General features: G+C 67.3%; 14 protein-coding genes and 1 pseudogene. 5 read left to right on the top strand and 10 right to left on the bottom strand.

All coding sequences use genetic code 11. The annotated features are described in order from the left end of the window. Position 1: 1 nt before the first annotated feature. From ASD13_RS16990 to ASD13_RS17010, 5 genes are all read right to left on the bottom strand, one after another. Positions 2-970, bottom strand: coding sequence for a hypothetical protein (locus ASD13_RS16990; protein ID WP_055871918.1), 969 nt, complete (start codon positions 968-970; stop codon positions 2-4). Positions 971-1,014: 44 nt separating this feature from the next. Continuing rightward, positions 1,015-1,524: a hypothetical protein gene (locus ASD13_RS16995; RefSeq protein WP_157535669.1), complete on the bottom strand. Its 510-nt coding sequence runs from the start codon at positions 1,522-1,524 to the stop codon at positions 1,015-1,017. 426 nt (positions 1,525-1,950) lie between these two features. Next, complete coding sequence (locus tag ASD13_RS17000) at positions 1,951-2,628, bottom strand: DUF1345 domain-containing protein (RefSeq protein ID WP_055871924.1); 678 nt, start codon at positions 2,626-2,628, stop codon at positions 1,951-1,953. Beyond that, positions 2,625-3,866: an LssY C-terminal domain-containing protein gene (locus tag ASD13_RS17005; RefSeq protein ID WP_235562668.1), complete on the bottom strand. Its 1,242-nt coding sequence runs from the start codon at positions 3,864-3,866 to the stop codon at positions 2,625-2,627. Before ASD13_RS17005 ends, ASD13_RS17000 begins: the two co-directional genes overlap by 4 nt. 333 nt (positions 3,867-4,199) lie before the next feature. After that, positions 4,200-4,937, bottom strand: coding sequence for an SGNH/GDSL hydrolase family protein (locus ASD13_RS17010; protein WP_055871930.1), 738 nt, complete (start codon positions 4,935-4,937; stop codon positions 4,200-4,202). A gap of 182 nt (positions 4,938-5,119) precedes the next feature. Here ASD13_RS17010 and ASD13_RS17015 point away from each other — a divergent pair, with 182 nt between their 5' ends. Together ASD13_RS17015 and ASD13_RS17020 are read left to right on the top strand one after the other, a co-directional pair. Continuing rightward, a complete protein-coding gene (locus ASD13_RS17015; RefSeq protein WP_055871933.1) occupies positions 5,120-6,253 on the top strand; it encodes an MFS transporter in 1,134 nt (377 codons plus the stop codon). Positions 6,254-6,290: 37 nt separating this feature from the next. Beyond that, on the top strand, positions 6,291-6,842 hold the full coding sequence (locus ASD13_RS17020; protein ID WP_055871936.1) for a hypothetical protein: 552 nt from the start codon (positions 6,291-6,293) through the stop codon (positions 6,840-6,842). A 109-nt stretch (positions 6,843-6,951) separates the two neighbouring features. On the opposite strand, the gene ASD13_RS17025 is transcribed toward ASD13_RS17020, so the two are convergent. Both ASD13_RS17025 and ASD13_RS17030 read right to left on the bottom strand, forming a co-directional pair. After that, positions 6,952-7,938 (bottom strand): hypothetical protein, encoded by a 987-nt coding sequence (locus tag ASD13_RS17025; protein WP_157535670.1) that lies wholly within the window; start codon positions 7,936-7,938, stop codon positions 6,952-6,954. Between the two features lie 28 nt (positions 7,939-7,966). Continuing rightward, positions 7,967-8,488, bottom strand: a complete 522-nt coding sequence (locus ASD13_RS17030) for a hypothetical protein (RefSeq protein ID WP_055871940.1) — start codon at positions 8,486-8,488, stop codon at positions 7,967-7,969. A 272-nt stretch (positions 8,489-8,760) separates the two neighbouring features. On the opposite strand from ASD13_RS17030, the gene ASD13_RS17035 reads away from it, so the two are divergent. Then, a complete protein-coding gene (locus tag ASD13_RS17035) occupies positions 8,761-9,549 on the top strand; it encodes an aspartate/glutamate racemase family protein (RefSeq protein ID WP_082531553.1) in 789 nt (262 codons plus the stop codon). A gap of 178 nt (positions 9,550-9,727) precedes the next feature. Further along, positions 9,728-11,317: an amidase family protein gene (locus ASD13_RS17040; RefSeq protein WP_235562671.1), complete on the top strand. Its 1,590-nt coding sequence runs from the start codon at positions 9,728-9,730 to the stop codon at positions 11,315-11,317. Positions 11,318-11,371: 54 nt separating this feature from the next. Here the strand turns inward: ASD13_RS17040 and ASD13_RS17045 are convergent, their stop codons facing one another. Beyond that, positions 11,372-12,544, bottom strand: a complete 1,173-nt coding sequence (locus ASD13_RS17045) for a magnesium and cobalt transport protein CorA (protein ID WP_055871943.1) — start codon at positions 12,542-12,544, stop codon at positions 11,372-11,374. A 381-nt stretch (positions 12,545-12,925) separates the two neighbouring features. Then, complete coding sequence (locus ASD13_RS17050; protein WP_055871946.1) at positions 12,926-13,237, bottom strand: hypothetical protein; 312 nt, start codon at positions 13,235-13,237, stop codon at positions 12,926-12,928. A gap of 287 nt (positions 13,238-13,524) precedes the next feature. On the opposite strand from ASD13_RS17050, the gene ASD13_RS17055 reads away from it, so the two are divergent. Then, a complete protein-coding gene (locus ASD13_RS17055) occupies positions 13,525-13,863 on the top strand; it encodes a hypothetical protein (RefSeq protein WP_055871948.1) in 339 nt (112 codons plus the stop codon). Between the two features lie 46 nt (positions 13,864-13,909). Here the strand turns inward: ASD13_RS17055 and ASD13_RS17510 are convergent. Continuing rightward, positions 13,910-14,193 (bottom strand): annotated as a pseudogene (locus ASD13_RS17510) (Gfo/Idh/MocA family protein); the annotation flags it as partial.

Below are 14,193 nucleotides of genomic sequence, written 5' to 3' on the forward strand. Positions count from 1 at the left end.
GTCAGCTGATCCTCTGGCCGGCCCACTCCTGAATGAGCGTGACCAGCGCGGCGACTCCTGCCTCGCTCATGTGGCTCGGGACGTCGTGCACCTCTCCAGGGGCGACGATGATCTTGTGCGTGCTTTCCGGACTCACCCGCACCACCGCGGCGTCCACCTGACTTCGGGGCGTGGACGTGGGTTCCTCCATGAGGTCCCGCGATCGTATGTTGCGGTCGGTGAGCATGAGGCCGTACACCCCGGCAAGCGTGCCGTCGCTGAACGACGCGACGATCTGCTCACCAGCGTCCAGCGGCATCTTCTTCGAGAACCTGGCGAAGTGCTTGGCATGCTTCTTGTCGTCCGCATATTTCACGTCGGATCCCAGGCCGAGCTCCTTCACGCGACCACGGACATCCTGCGACGTGGCGGGTTCCTCGGCGATCTCGGCGCCGCTGCTTGCGAGCACCTCGAGGGTCATCGTCATCGCCGCGACGAGCAACTGGCTGAACCACTCCGCATCTTCAGCATCGACGAGCGACCCTGCCCCCGCCCAGTCGTAGCGTCCGATGGCCGCCGACGCGATGGTAGCGGCAGTCGACGCAATGCCGTTCGGCCCGACGTAGAGCGGATACTGCCGCTCTTCCCCTTTGCTGAATACCAGATCAGTGCTGTCTTTCGCGATGAGTCGCCGGTCGGTGAGCAGAAAGCCCTGCGCGTCTCGCTTGCGGAAAGGCAGCGCCACGTCGTAGCCGATCCAGATGATCGGCAACTCGTCGGCTCCGGCGGGCGACACGAGCATCAGCTGCTCTATCGCGCGCCACATGACGGCGGCGCCGTCCTCCCACGTCGGGTGCGGGTGGCCAGGGACGAACACGAAATCCTGGATATCGACTCGTTCTGCCGCGAGCCGAGCCGCTCGTGCCGACAGGAGGGTGAAGAGCTGTCTCCGCGCGGGCGGAAGGCTCGAAACGTACGCGTCCAGATTCATCAGCTCACCATACTTCCGATCACGGTTTCATTGGCTGGGCGAAGTCATGCCTGGGCTGCGCCCACGTAGGTGATGGCCGTCATACGCCCTCCGGCCACGGCGTGCCGGCTCGCCTCCGAGTAGCCGTGGTCGCTGGTGAGGAATTCGACCACCCGCGCGTATTCTCGCCTTGGCGGATTCAGCGTGAGAAGGACAGAGCCCGTGGCTGAGTGGAGTCGGACCGGGCCGAGTGCAGGGTCGTGGGCGACGATACGTTGAACGCTGCGGCGAGGTATCACTTCCTCTCGACGCCCGATCTGGATCGTGAGATTCGAGACGTCCTGCCGAAGAGCCACCCTCTCCCGGAGGAGCGCGGTCACGGCGATGAGGGGGATGAAGCCTACGACAGCCACCAGGAACCCCGTGGCCATGTATCCGCCCCCGGCCAGACCGTTCACGTACTCCGACAGTTGATCGGAGTACGTGAACGCCAGGAGCAGGACCACGACGATGTAGGCGACGCCGACGATAAGCGACAACCGTCGAGCGGGCTGCCGGAACTCGATCTGCGTCATGAGTGTCTCCTCTGTCGTCGCGTGCCTAAGGTGCGGTACTTCCCTAAGAGACAACGACTCGATCGCCATTATCTGACGCAGCAGGCCCACCCGCCTTTCGAGGGGACCCCGCGCAGGCGACGACCGTCGATGTGAAGACCTGCGTGCCAGGAGACAACGTGGGTGAGTCTCTTCTCCGAGAGCGTGACGCATCAGGAGGGTGGGGTGCGACCGGGCGGACCGACATGGAGATATCGATCCGCCCGGGAGGACGCTTCGAGTCCTCGTGTGTGTCGGGTGTGGGTGCACCCGGCGGGGAAGAGCAGAACTGGGGAGAAGCTGCTCTACTTGATAGACGGAGACGCGGGTCATGGATGACGCGGATGCCCGAATGTTCTCGAAATCGACTGTGTGCCTGTGCCGAGCGAGGAGTCTGCCGGCAGGAGGCTATGCCGACGATGCGCTGAGGATGATGTTGAAGGTCAGGCCGATGAGCAGAGCATTCACGAAGAACGACATCACCGAGTGAACGGTCACGAGCCAGCGAGTTCGCGTGGTGAGTACATTGACATCAGACGCCGCGAACGTCGTGCCGATCGTGTAGGCGAAGTAGACGAAGTCGACCAGCCCCGGGTGAGGAGTGCTGGGGAAGTCGAACTGCTCCACTGCCGGGCTTCCCTCCCATCTGAGCTGATATATCTGCGCAAAGCCCCAGTGCAGGAAGCCCCACGCGAGCAGCATCGCCCAGATGCTGAGGAGCTTGATCACCACGCCGTAGTCGCGGTCGGAGCCGAAGACGATGACCTGAATCGCCGCGGTGATGCCGATCAGAGTGGGGATCACGGTGAAGAGCAGGACGAGAATTCGCCGCCAGCGCCGGTACTTGCCCGTCGCAGCGACTGTTGAATCCGCGGGAGGCGTGTTGCGCCGTGCGGAGACTCCCAATGCCGAGACTGCCGTCGCCGCGTACAGGCTCGCGAGTCCGCACCAGCACAGCAGCCAGAAGAGACTGCTGTCGTCCGCGATGGCGAGAACTCCGATGACAGAGAGCGCGAACTGCGTGATCCAGCTCCCGATGTAGCCTCTCGACCACGCTGCCTTCGCTGAAGGGCGGGTGGTGGTCATGACCCCTGCCCTCGGTCGGCTGACGAACGCATCGCAGGTTCACGGTCACGGGGCCTCCGCGCCCATGCTCCCGCCGACTCCGAGGAGAGAGTCAGAAGCGAAAGCGAGAGGAGAGTGGCCGAGAGCAACGGCCCGTTGAAGCCGAGGGCGATGGTGCCGCTGAGGAAGTCCGACGCGACAGTCAGGATGGAGAGGAAGAGGACCACCATCAGGACAGCACGGGACCGCCGCCCGCCGCGGAGCACGAACCACGCAAGGACGATCTGGATCACGGTGAGCGCCCCGGAGAAGACTGCGACGATCAGATATGCGAGTCTCGCCGCCTCCGTGCCCTCGTCGAGGACGGCCAGGAGATCGCGGTTGAGGAGCGCACCTCCCAGTTCGAGCAGTCCGCTGAGGATGATGCAGAAGACGGCGACGAAGACGCTCAAGGGCGCTCGACGCGCAATCTCCCGCGGGTCTGTGGACACGGTGCTGTTCAGCTTCGTGTGATCCGTCGTGTGATCCTCGACAGTGACCCCGGTCACGTCGACGATGGGCAGATTGCCATCGGTGATGAATCTGTCCCCTCCGCCGTTTCGCGAGTGATAGCCGGTCGTGAAGTCCTTCAGCACGCGCAGGTCCGCATCCGGATTCGCAGTTCGGAGACTGGAGACGACGTAGTCCCTCTCCTCGTCGGTGTTCTCATCGATCCGGTGGGTGACCTGGAGCGTGAAGAGCGAGAAGCCGACGTCTGTGTCGTACGTGGCCGCCCCCAGCCAGTCTGCGTGCGCGCCGCCGGGGAGCAGCCACCCTGGGGGGCAGTGCCAGAAGCGCACGTGATGCCGCTGCTTCGGGTTGCCCTCGACCTCTTGTTGGTAAGCGAGATCGTGGCGGCGGCCGAACAGCATGAGCGGGGACACCGGGGCGGTGGGGTAGCTGCGCCGTGTGAGCGTCGAGCTGATGATCCGCCACGTGGAGACGGCGGTGATCTCATCGGCGCGGTGCCAGCCGCTTCTGGTCATGGCGGCGTCGAGCTGCTCGGCGCCGCCGTCGATGCCGAGATTCACCGGGTCCCCCAGGAGTCCGTCGGCGGTGCGGGTTCGCCCGAAGAAGTAGTCGGGAACGTACAGATCCGAGAGCATGCGGTGAAGCCGGGGGAGGACGAGATACGCCGTGATCGCCCAGACCGGCACGAAGAGCAGCACCGACCACGGGGTTCGAAAGCCCTGAAGGGAGATCAGAACGACGAGCCACACTGCCGACGCTGTCCCGATCAGGAACGCCCCGCGATCAAAGATCGTCGATCGGGAAGGCGGCTGTTGCATCTGCAATGCCGAGCGGCGCCGCGACTCATGCGCGGGGCCGTGCGGCTCATCGGTCGACCTCATCGTCGTACTCCTCTCCGGGCGTACCCCCAAAGTCCGCCCAGGCGTTCCCCGCCCGCTCTCATTCTGCACTGCGGCGGACACGATCGCGGGAGGCGAGATGTGTCCCGAAGTGCGAGGAGCTGTCACGGCTGCGAGTCGTGCGCTGACCTCCTGCGTCGGCTCCAGCAGGAGCCGGCGAAGTGTCGCTCGTGCCGGGGCCGCCTACGCGTTCTGTCGGGCGGTCGCCACGAGTCCTTCGAGCAGCGCGAAGGTGCGTGCACGAGGACCTTCGGGGCGGATCCCGATGGCGTGCGCGAGTTCGAGCGCGAGGGCCGCGTGGCCTTCGGTGTTCGGGTGGAACGGGTCGTTCATGAGTCCCCACGGCACACCGCCGGCGCCGAGCCCGGCGAAGCGGGCGTACTGGTCGACGAGGATGACGTCTTCGCCGGCGGCCACCTGACGCACGGCCTCGGCGAACTCTCCGATGCGGGCACGCTCCGGGGCGTTGCGGACGTCGATGGCCGGCGGCGTCTGCAGGACGGGAACGGCACCGAGCGTGCGCACCCGAGCGACGAAGTCACGCAGTGAAGCCGCGTAGTCGTCGGCGGTGATGACCTCGCGCGGTCCGCCGTCGGAGGCGTCGTTCGTGCCGATCATGAGGGTGACGACGTCGGGCCGCCATGACGCGACGCGGCGGTCCCAGTCGTCGAGGAGGTCGACGATGCGGTTGCCGCTGATCGCGGTGTTGAGCACGACGTCGCGCACGCGCTCCAGTTCGCCGCGGATCAGCTCGTGCAGGTGCTCCGGATAGCTGCGCCCGCCCTGGGTGTGCACCAGGCCGTGCGTGATCGAGTCGCCCGTGATGACCCAGTTCAGCGGTGCGGGTGCTGCGAGCGACGCGGCGATGCGGCGGAGGTCGGATGCGGCGGAGGCGGAGGCGGGGGAATCGGCGTTCGACACGGCTCCGAGCCTATCGGCCGCGTGGCGTGGGTTACCGTGGAGGGGTGAGCCCTGAGTCCGACAGACCGTAGATCGCGGGTCGAGTGCACGTCGTGCGCTCCCCGCATCCCTGTCGACCCTTTTCTCGCCCGCTGTTCCTCGCCCTGAGCGATTCGAGCGGCGTCTTCGTGTCTGGATGCTCCATGCCCTTGCTCGTCCCTGTCCTGGCCCTGGCGATCTTCGCCCAGGGCACCAGCGAGTTCATGCTCGCCGGCCTTCTCCTTCCCCTCTCGGCCGACCTCGACGTCGATCCGTCCACCGCTGCGCTGCTGACGTCGGCATTCGCGGTCGGCATGGTGATCGGCGCCCCGACCATGGCGGTGTTCGCCAGCCGCTGGGCACCGCGGCGCACTCTCGTGCTGCTGCTCTTCGCCTTCATCGCCGCGCATGCGGTCGGCGCCCTCGTCTCGTCCTTCTGGGTGCTACTCGTCAGCCGGGTGTTCGCGGCGCTGGCCTATGCCGGGTTCCTCGCGATCGCGTTGGCGACCGTGCGGGTCATCGTCGAGCCGGCGCAGACGACACGTGCCGTCGCGGTGCTGCTCGCCGGCACGACTCTGGCCACGATCGTCGGAGTTCCTGCCGGCGCGGCGCTGGCGAACGCCTACGGGTGGCGTTCGACGTTCTGGGCCGTCGTGCTGCTGTGTCTGCCCGCCGTGGTGGCCCTGCTGCGTGATCGCACCCTCGTCGCCGTCGCGCGCTCGCCGCGGATCGCTGTGCGCGGGGAGCTCGCCGAGCTTCGGCGTCGTCCGGTGCTCGTCGCCGTGGTGATGGCCGTCGTGGTGAACGCCGCGACCTTCGGCGTCTTCACATTCCTCGCCGTCATCGGCACCGATGCCGGCGTCGGTGATTCCTGGATCCCTCTACTCCTCGCCGCCTTCGGTGTGGGGGCCTTCCTCGGGGTGTCCGCGACCGGTCGGTGGGCCGCCGGCATCGAACGCACCTGGATCCGGGGCGGTGCCGTGGCGACGACCGCCGCGTGGGTCGTCTTCGCTGCGTGCGTCGACGCGGTGCCCGGCGTCTTCATCGGTGCGGCGGCCGGCGGCATGTTGTCGTTCGCCGTCGGCTCGGCGCTGATCGCTCGCATCGTCGGGCAGGCGTCGGGTGCTCCGGTGCTCGGGGGCGCCTACGCCACCGCGGCGCTGAATCTCGGAGCCTTCGCCGGTCCTGTGGTCGCCGGCATCGCCTACGCACAGACCGGGGCGGCCGGGGTGCTGGTGGTGGCTGCGAGCCTGGCGGCCATCGGGGTGCTCCTGGCTCCGCTGCTCCGTGCGCGATGACCGCCCACGACCGCGCTCGATACGAAAGACTGGAGGCATGACTTCGCCTGCGCTCGACACCCTCCTGGCCCGCATCGTCGAGAGCGGACTGCTCGAAGATCCCCTCGCCGAGAACGGCCTGGTCTACGGGCGTGCGAGCATCGACGCGGCGGGCACCGTGGTCAACGTCAACGTCGACCCGGAGCTCGAAGACGATGATGAACAGGGCGACGACGTCGATCACGATGCGTTGATCGCCGCGGTCTCGCGCATCCTCTCGGTGGGGGAGTCGCGCTGGCGCGCGATCATCGACGAGGTGGCCGCCGACATCGACGACGCGGTGGACGACGAGCCCGTGGTCGAGCAGATCGACCTGCGCGACGACCTCGAGGCCACGTCGGTCGTGGTGTTCGCAGACGCCGTGCTGCTCGCCTTCCTCGCACCGAAGCAGTTCCCCGACTCCCGGATCCTCGTGCAGCTGGACGAAGATCTCGAGGTCGACGGCGTCGAGGTGCGAGAGCTCGACGGTTCGGAGACCATCGCGTTCGACACGCTCGACGACCTGCTCGACCACATCAGCGGTCCCGACGAGAGCGCAGCGCCGGCGTAAGCCCGCTCCCGTGGAGACCGCGAGCCCTCGTTTCCTCAGCTCCTGACGCGGATCTCCACGCGGCCGAAGCGGACTCCCCACCGGCCGGTAGCCCACTTGAGGGCCAGGTTCACCTCCGGCCGTGCGAGGCGAGGACCGCCGTGGTCAGCTCGGCGCGATACCGGGCCTCGTCGAATGCATCCTCGTGGGGGAGCAGATGCAGCGGCGGCGGGGTGGTGGCTAGCAGTGTGTTGACGAGCCCGAGCGGCTCGGGGTAGCTGATGCGCACGGTGCCGGCCGGGAAGCCGTTCTCGCTCTGCCAGAGAGCCAGGTCGTCGCAGAAGCGCTCGTGCTCGGGGAGCCGGATCGAACGGGCCCGGTCTTCCGGCCAGACCTTCCACGCCAGGTTGTACAGTCCGTGGGCGAAGGGCCAGAACAGCTTCTCCAACGGCCCGACGCCCGATTCGGAGACACGCGAGACCGCGTTGACGTAGTTGGACAGCTGGATGGAAGCCTCCTCCGAGTCTTCGTCGAGCAGCGCGAGCAGGTACCTCAACTCCGCCTCGTACAGCTTCGGCTGCTTTCGCTCCAGGTGGCGGTGAGCGCGCACCCGCACCGACGGTGCGAGGTCTTCACGCCCGTGCCAGAGCACCATGACAACGGAGGCCATGGGCGCCCACGTACCGCGGTCCAGGAACTCCTCGGGCAGCAGAAGCGGCACGCGATCGAACATCCCCGCCGCCAAGAGGCGTTTGACCGTGGGGTAGGCGTAGTCGGGGGTGGAGCCGGTCCAGTTCCGGCAGCCCTCGGCGGCGGCGAAGTGGAACAGGGCATCGTTCAGGGCCGGCATGTCCTCAGCCAGAAGCGCGTCGTGCGCGGCCAGCTTCCACGGCACCCGCAGCAGCCCACGCCACGTGTGGACCTGTTGATCTGCCGGCTTGCCGTCGCAGTAGTCGTCGAAGATCTTGCGGCAGGCATCCAGATACGCGGTCACATCCCGGTAGTGGCCTCGACCCTTCGCGCTGTCGTCGGCATAGGCCTTCATGTACTGCTGCCTGTACGTGGCGGTGATCACTGACAACCCCTCGGAATCCTTCTGCGTGAACCCAGTCTCCATCAGGTCTGCTGCCGGAAGCGGCAGGCGGTCACCGCCGTTTCCGTGCGGCGGTGACGAACCCCACGACGGACTCCGGGTCGGCGTCGAAGGCGGCGAGGGGTGCGTAGACGAGCGAGTGCGGAATCCACGTGCCCTTCCGTGCCGCGGTCAGGATCAGGTATCCGTCCGAGACCGCGACACGGTCGTACGCCTCCCACGGGAAGGTGTGGCTCTGGCCGGGGGATGTCGAGGTCCACGCCGTGTCATCGAGAGCGACCCCGACCGTCGAACCGTCGGGAACGCCCGGCTTCAGACCCGCCCGCAAGGAGCGCACCAGCACCAGACGAAGAACGAGCACGAGCAGGAGCAGCGACCCGAGCAGGCCCAGGACGATCCACCCCAGAACGGAACCGGTCCCGATGACGAGCCCGATCGCCACCGCCGCGACGACGGCCAGGGCGGCCAGGAACGGCCAGCGCAGGAACAGCGGGCGCAGGCCCCACACGTAGTCGAAAATCGCGCGACCCTCGCGCGCGGCATCGACCGTCCATCGGCCTCGCACGTGCATCATCCCCCCGGATCCGCCCTGGCGATCAGAGCCACTTCTTGTACTTGAACACCCCGAACAGACCGACGGCGAAGGCGACCATCGCACCGATGGCCATCGGGTAGCCGAAGGCCACTGTAGCCCGGGCATCGCCTCGGCGTTCATGCCGACCAGCTGATCTTCTCGGCCTCGCGGATCGGGTGACGTATGCCGTCCACCGCACTCGGACGAACCGGCGACGCACTTTCGTCCATCAGCACCGACATCCCGCTGCCCCCAAGGGGGACGATCGACTCATGAATCCGTCGCCCGCTTCCGTGCGCCTGCGCGCACCAGGCGAGCCTCGGGTCCTCGGCGTGCTCGGCGGGATGGGGCCGCTCGCCACGGCCCGCTTCTACGACGCGGTGGTTCGAGCGACACCGGCGGGCCACGATCAGGGTCACATTCCGACGGTGATCTGGAGCGATCCGCGGATTCCGGATCGTACGGCCGCGATCCTGGCGGGCGGGCCGTCGCCGGTGCCCGCGATGGTGGATGGCGCCAGAAAGCTCGAAACAGCGGGGGCGGAGATCCTGGCGATCCCGTGCAACACCGCGCATGCTTTCCTGCCAGAACTGCGCGCCTCCACGCGGCTGGTCTGGATCGACATGGTCGGCGAGACGCTGGACCTGGTTGCTCGCAGCGGAGCGGAGCGGGTGGGGGTCCTGGGTACACGCGGCACCAGGGCGGCGGCACTGTACGACGCGGCGGCATCGCGTCGTGGCCTTCGCGTCATGTACCCCTCGGACTGTGACCAGTCCCGGTTGATCGACGAGGCCATCGGGCTCGTGAAGAGCGGACGACGACTCTCCCTGGCCGAGGACCGGGTGGCATCCGCGGCTTCGCGCCTGCACAGGGGCGGCGCCGACGTGCTGGTCGCCGCATGCACGGAACTCCCGCTCGTGCTCGGGCCGGCCTCTCTGCTGACCACAGTGGTGGACTCCCTGGAGTGTCTCGCATCCGCGTGCGTGCGCGCGTGCCTGACATACGTCGCGGGCGGCGACAGCGACCGCGACGACGAAGAGGTCGCATCCGCCATCCTCTGAACGGTGCAGCCTGCCACACCCCCATGCGGTGACAGGCTCCCTCGTGGTCGTCGTCCCGCGAACCTAGCGTCGATAGAGGCGCCGCTCAAGCGCTCTTCCCCGCGCTGAGAAGCGGGGCAGCACACCAACCGATTCGCACCCGGTGTCGCCATGCCGACGCTGTGACAGGAGATGAAAGATGCACAACTCGAACCGACATCGACGGCGCGGGTTCGTGGCCCTGATGGCAGTCGCGTGCCTGGCCGCACCACTCACGGCCTGCACGGTCGGCGTGAAAGCGCCCGAACCCGGCGCGGACATGTCGACGTTCCTCGATGAGATGACCATCCCGGAGCTGCAGCACGCCATGGACGAGGAGGAGCTGGATGCCGAGGCGCTGACACAGGCCTACCTCGACAGGATCGAGAAGCTGAACCCGACCCTCCACGCCATCGTGCAGACCAACCCCGACGCGCTCCACCTCGCGCAGGAGAGCGATGAGCGCCGCCGGTCCGATGAGTCCCGCGGGCCGCTGGAGGGCATCCCTGTGCTGCTGAAGGAGAACATGGACACCGCCGATGCGCAGAGGACCACGGCTGGTTCGACCGCGCTCGCCGGATCGAAGCCGGCGCAGGATGCCTTCCTCGTGCAACGGCTGCGTGAGGCGGGGGCGATCATCCTCGGCAAGACCAACATGTCCGAGTGGGCCAACTTCTACTCGTCGAAGCAGCCGGCCGGGTGGAGCGCCGTGGGTGGGCAGACCCGTAACCCTTACGACAGGGAGCGGACGCCCTGTGGCTCGTCGAGCGGCGCGGCCGTCGCGGCGGCCGCCACGGTCTCGATCGGCACGGACACCGACGGCTCGATCACCTGCCCCGCCGCATCCGCATCGACGGTCGGCGTGAAGCCCACCCTCGGAGTCGTCAGTCGTTCGGGCGTCATTCCCATCACGAGCAAGCACGATTCGCCCGGCCCGATCGCCCGCACCGTGACGGATGCGGCCATCACGCTGCAGGTGATCGCAGGACACGACGATGCAGACGCTGACTCCGTCGATGGGCGTCTTCCCCAGGATCTCGACGACCTCCTCGACCAGGGCGCACTGCACGGCAGTCGCATTGGGGTATGGCGCGAGGGTCATGAGGGCGTCGATGATGAAGCGGACGACGCGTTCGACATGTCTGTCGAGGTGCTGCGTGGCCTGGGCGCGACCGTGATCGAAGGCGCCGACGTGCCCGACATCGAGTCGCTGGTGCCGACGGATCTCCTTCCTGCTGTGCTCACCGAGTTCAAGCACGATCTCAACCGGTATCTGGAGACGACTCCTGGCGATCACCCGCGGAGTCTGACCGAACTCATCGCCTATAACCAGGAGCACGCCGACGTCGAACTGCCGATCCCGCTCGAACAGGACTACTTCGTCATGGCGGACAGGACCGATGGGAACGTCGAGGATCCCGAGTATCGCGCACATCGTGAGATGGTGACCACGCGCGCTCAGGAGAGTGTGGACGATGTCCTGAGGAAGCATGACCTCGACGCGATCGTCACGATCTCCGATCTGCCCGCGGCCTCACTGCAGGCTCAGAAGCCCCCGTCGTTCCAGAGCAGCACGCGCAACACCTCGCTTGCCGGGTATCCGAACATCACTGTGCCGAGTGCCTTCACCGACTCCGGTCTGCCGATCGGGCTCACCTTCATCGGCACACGCCTGAGCGATGCGTCGCTTCTCTCCTTCGCGTACGCGTACGAGCAGGCGACGGGCGCGCGTCGCGCACCGGCGCTGTAGCCCAAGAGAAGGCGTCAGGGGAGGACCGTATGGTCCTCCCCTGACGCCTGGCGATCAGAGCCACTTCTTGTACTTGAACACCCCGAACAGACCGACGGCGAAGGCGACCATCGCACCGATGGCCATCGGGTAGCCGAACGCCCAGTGCAGCTCGGGCATCACATCGAAGTTCATGCCGTACACCGTGCCGACCAGCGTCGGCGCGAAGATGATCGCGGCCCACGAGGAGATCTTCTTGATCTCGTCGTTCTGCGCGAGCCCGGCCTCGGTCTGCCGACGGGCGACGAGCGCGGAGTGCACGGTCAACGCGTTCTCGAGGATCGCGCGGAAGGAGTCGATCTTCTCGTTCACGCGGATCGTGTGGTCGAGCACGTCACGCAGGGAGCGCTGCAGCTCCTCGTCGATGCGGTACTTCTCGGAACCGCGGCGCAGCCACTCCAGCATCCCGTTCAGGGGGTGCACGGCGCGCTGGAAGTTGATGACCTCGCGGGACAGCTCGTAGATGCGGCGGGAGAGAGCGCTGTCGTCGTCGCCGTCGCCGAAGAGCTGGTCCTCGATCTCGTCGATGTCGTTGAGGAGCCCCGCCACGATCGGCTCGTACCCGTCGACGACCTCGTCGAGGATCGCGTACAGCACGGCCTCGGGGCCCATCGCGAGCAGCGCGGGGTTCGCCTCCATGCGGGCGCGCACGGCGGCGAGGTTGGGCGACTCGGCATGCCGGATCGTCACCACGAAGTCGGGGCCGACGAACAGGTGCAGCTCGCCGAACTCGATCGACTCCTGCTCATCGCGGTAGCGCGCGGGGCGCAGTACGGCGAACAGGGTGTCGCCGTAGCGCTCCACCTTCGAGCGCTGGTGCCCGGAGAGCGCATCCTCGACGGCGAGCGGATGCAGGTCGAACTCGCGGGGGCCGACGAACAGGTGCAGCTCGCCGAACTCGATCGACTCCTGCTCATCGCGGTAGCGCGCGGGGYGCAGTACGGCGAACAGGGTGTCGCCGTAGCGCTCCACCTTCGAGCGCTGGTGCCCGGAGAGCGCATCCTCGACGGCGAGCGGATGCAGGTCGAACTCGCGAGCGACGGACGCCACTTCCTCGGGGCTGGGTCGGTACAGGCCGATCCAGGCGATCCCGCCGGCCGCATCCAGCAGCCGGTAGGTCTCGTCCAGGTTCTTAGGGGTCTCCACGCGACGTCCGTGGACGTACACGCCGTTGTCGATGAGCGCCATGATGCGGCTCCGTTCTCGCAGGGGCACGGCGGCAGAGAGCACCGTGCGCGGATTCGTCAGGGGCGGATGACGCCGCCGACGGCTGCGAGGGAGGACGTGCGAAAGCGGACCGGAAGGTCAGCGGCACGGCGGCAGAGAGCACCGTGCGCGGATTCGTCAGGGGCGGATGACGCCGCCGACGGCTGCGAGGGAGGACGTGCGAAAGCGGACCGGAAGGTCAGCGCGTGAACGCAGGGAGTCTCGACGCAGCGAAGGCGGCGTCGTAACTATCACCGGACATCGCCATCACCGCCTTTCGGGACTCTTCGGGGTCGGACGACCCAACGGGTCAGCATACCCGTCGATGCTGGGAACGTGGGGCAGATGCTTCCTTCGACGGAGCTACCGACTGTCGCTGGTGCGCCGGATTCTCTCGGCGGTGGCGAACACGGTGCTGGTCGTCGCCAGTTCGCGGAGGGTGGTGTCGAGTGCGAGGGCAAGTCGGTTGGCCTCTCCCCGCTCGAACCCCAGGTGGTGAATACGCGCCCTGAAGTCGAGCACATCCATCTGCGCATCGTCCAGGACTTGCGCTACGGAACGACCGGTGCGGCGGCGAAACGTTTCGAGCGCCCGCGGATGGAGGAAGACGCAGTTCGCCGTGGCCGGGGATCCGGCTTCGATCGCGTGGGCGCCGCGTCGGCGATGTTCGGTCATGCTCTTCCTCTCGCCTCGAGGGAGTCTCTCCCCTGGTCCTCGTTGTAGAGACCTCGGAGGCCGCCGGGCATGACGCGAAACGCAGTATTCCTGCCTCGACGGTTCTCTTCCCAGATCGGTGCTACGTCGGCGCAGCGCTCGTGTCCTATCTGGTGGACCCTCGCTCCCCAGGGCCCCTGCCTGTGGACGCGGCCAGCGAGTTCCGGCCGTCCGCGTCACGATTCGCCGCTCTACGCGTCATGGAAAGAGAACACGCAATTGATACCGCTCGTCGGAGGGCCCGCCACATGATCTCGACACTCAGCATCTCGAACGACCTCGCTCCCGTTTTCGGGCTCCTCGGGTATACCGGCGTGGTCGTTGCTCTCATCGCGGCGATCGCCGTGGCTGTCGCCGGTTCTGTGGATCACCCTGACGCGGTCGGGATCAGCGCCGGAGTCTGGCTCACGGGAGTTCTGCTGAGCTGCTGTGCGTGCTTCACAGGACATGTGTGGGTGATGGTGCTGGCCGTCGCCGGGCTGCCTGCGGCTGCGCTCGTCGCGCTGGCGAGTCGCATCGTCATCACGCACCTGCGAGGTTCAGCGCAGAGTGCGGGAATGTCGAGGCTGCGAATTCGCTACCGGTGACGGAGGGCGTCGGAGAGTCGAGATCGCCCTCCCGCGTGGAGCGAGCTCAGAGCGTGACGACCTCGCCACCGCGGGAGGCAGAGGCCTGGGCGGCCGTGGCGATCTCGACCGTGCGGATGCCCACGCCGGCGTCGGGCTGCGGCTGCCGGCCCTCGCGCACGGCGTGCACGAACTCGTCGAGCAGCAGCGCGTCGAGGCCGGCGCCCACCGGGCTCCAGGTCTCGCCGTGCGCATCATGCCCGGCGACGCCCTTGGCGAAGGGGCTGACGGTGACGGTGCCGCGCTCGGCGACGACCTGGAGGGTCAGCCCGCCCCAGGTGGCCGAGCTCT

The sequence above is a fragment of the Microbacterium sp. Root1433D1 genome, assembly GCF_001426835.1.
GTDB lineage: Bacteria > Actinomycetota > Actinomycetes > Actinomycetales > Microbacteriaceae > Microbacterium > Microbacterium maritypicum.

Coding starts and splice junctions, on each gene's coding strand:
- ASD13_RS16990 (WP_055871918.1), bottom strand. CDS start 970: ATGAATCTGGACGCGTACGTTTCGAGCCTTCCGCCCGCGCGGAGACAG.
- ASD13_RS17035 (WP_082531553.1), top strand. CDS start 8,761: ATGAATCCGTCGCCCGCTTCCGTGCGCCTGCGCGCACCAGGCGAGCCT.
- ASD13_RS17055 (WP_055871948.1), top strand. CDS start 13,525: ATGATCTCGACACTCAGCATCTCGAACGACCTCGCTCCCGTTTTCGGG.
- ASD13_RS17015 (WP_055871933.1), top strand. CDS start 5,120: ATGCCCTTGCTCGTCCCTGTCCTGGCCCTGGCGATCTTCGCCCAGGGC.
- ASD13_RS17000 (WP_055871924.1), bottom strand. CDS start 2,628: ATGACCACCACCCGCCCTTCAGCGAAGGCAGCGTGGTCGAGAGGCTAC.
- ASD13_RS17020 (WP_055871936.1), top strand. CDS start 6,291: ATGACTTCGCCTGCGCTCGACACCCTCCTGGCCCGCATCGTCGAGAGC.
- ASD13_RS17025 (WP_157535670.1), bottom strand. CDS start 7,938: ATGGAGACTGGGTTCACGCAGAAGGATTCCGAGGGGTTGTCAGTGATC.
- ASD13_RS16995 (WP_157535669.1), bottom strand. CDS start 1,524: ATGACGCAGATCGAGTTCCGGCAGCCCGCTCGACGGTTGTCGCTTATC.
- ASD13_RS17050 (WP_055871946.1), bottom strand. CDS start 13,237: ATGACCGAACATCGCCGACGCGGCGCCCACGCGATCGAAGCCGGATCC.
- ASD13_RS17040 (WP_235562671.1), top strand. CDS start 9,728: ATGCACAACTCGAACCGACATCGACGGCGCGGGTTCGTGGCCCTGATG.
- ASD13_RS17030 (WP_055871940.1), bottom strand. CDS start 8,488: ATGATGCACGTGCGAGGCCGATGGACGGTCGATGCCGCGCGCGAGGGT.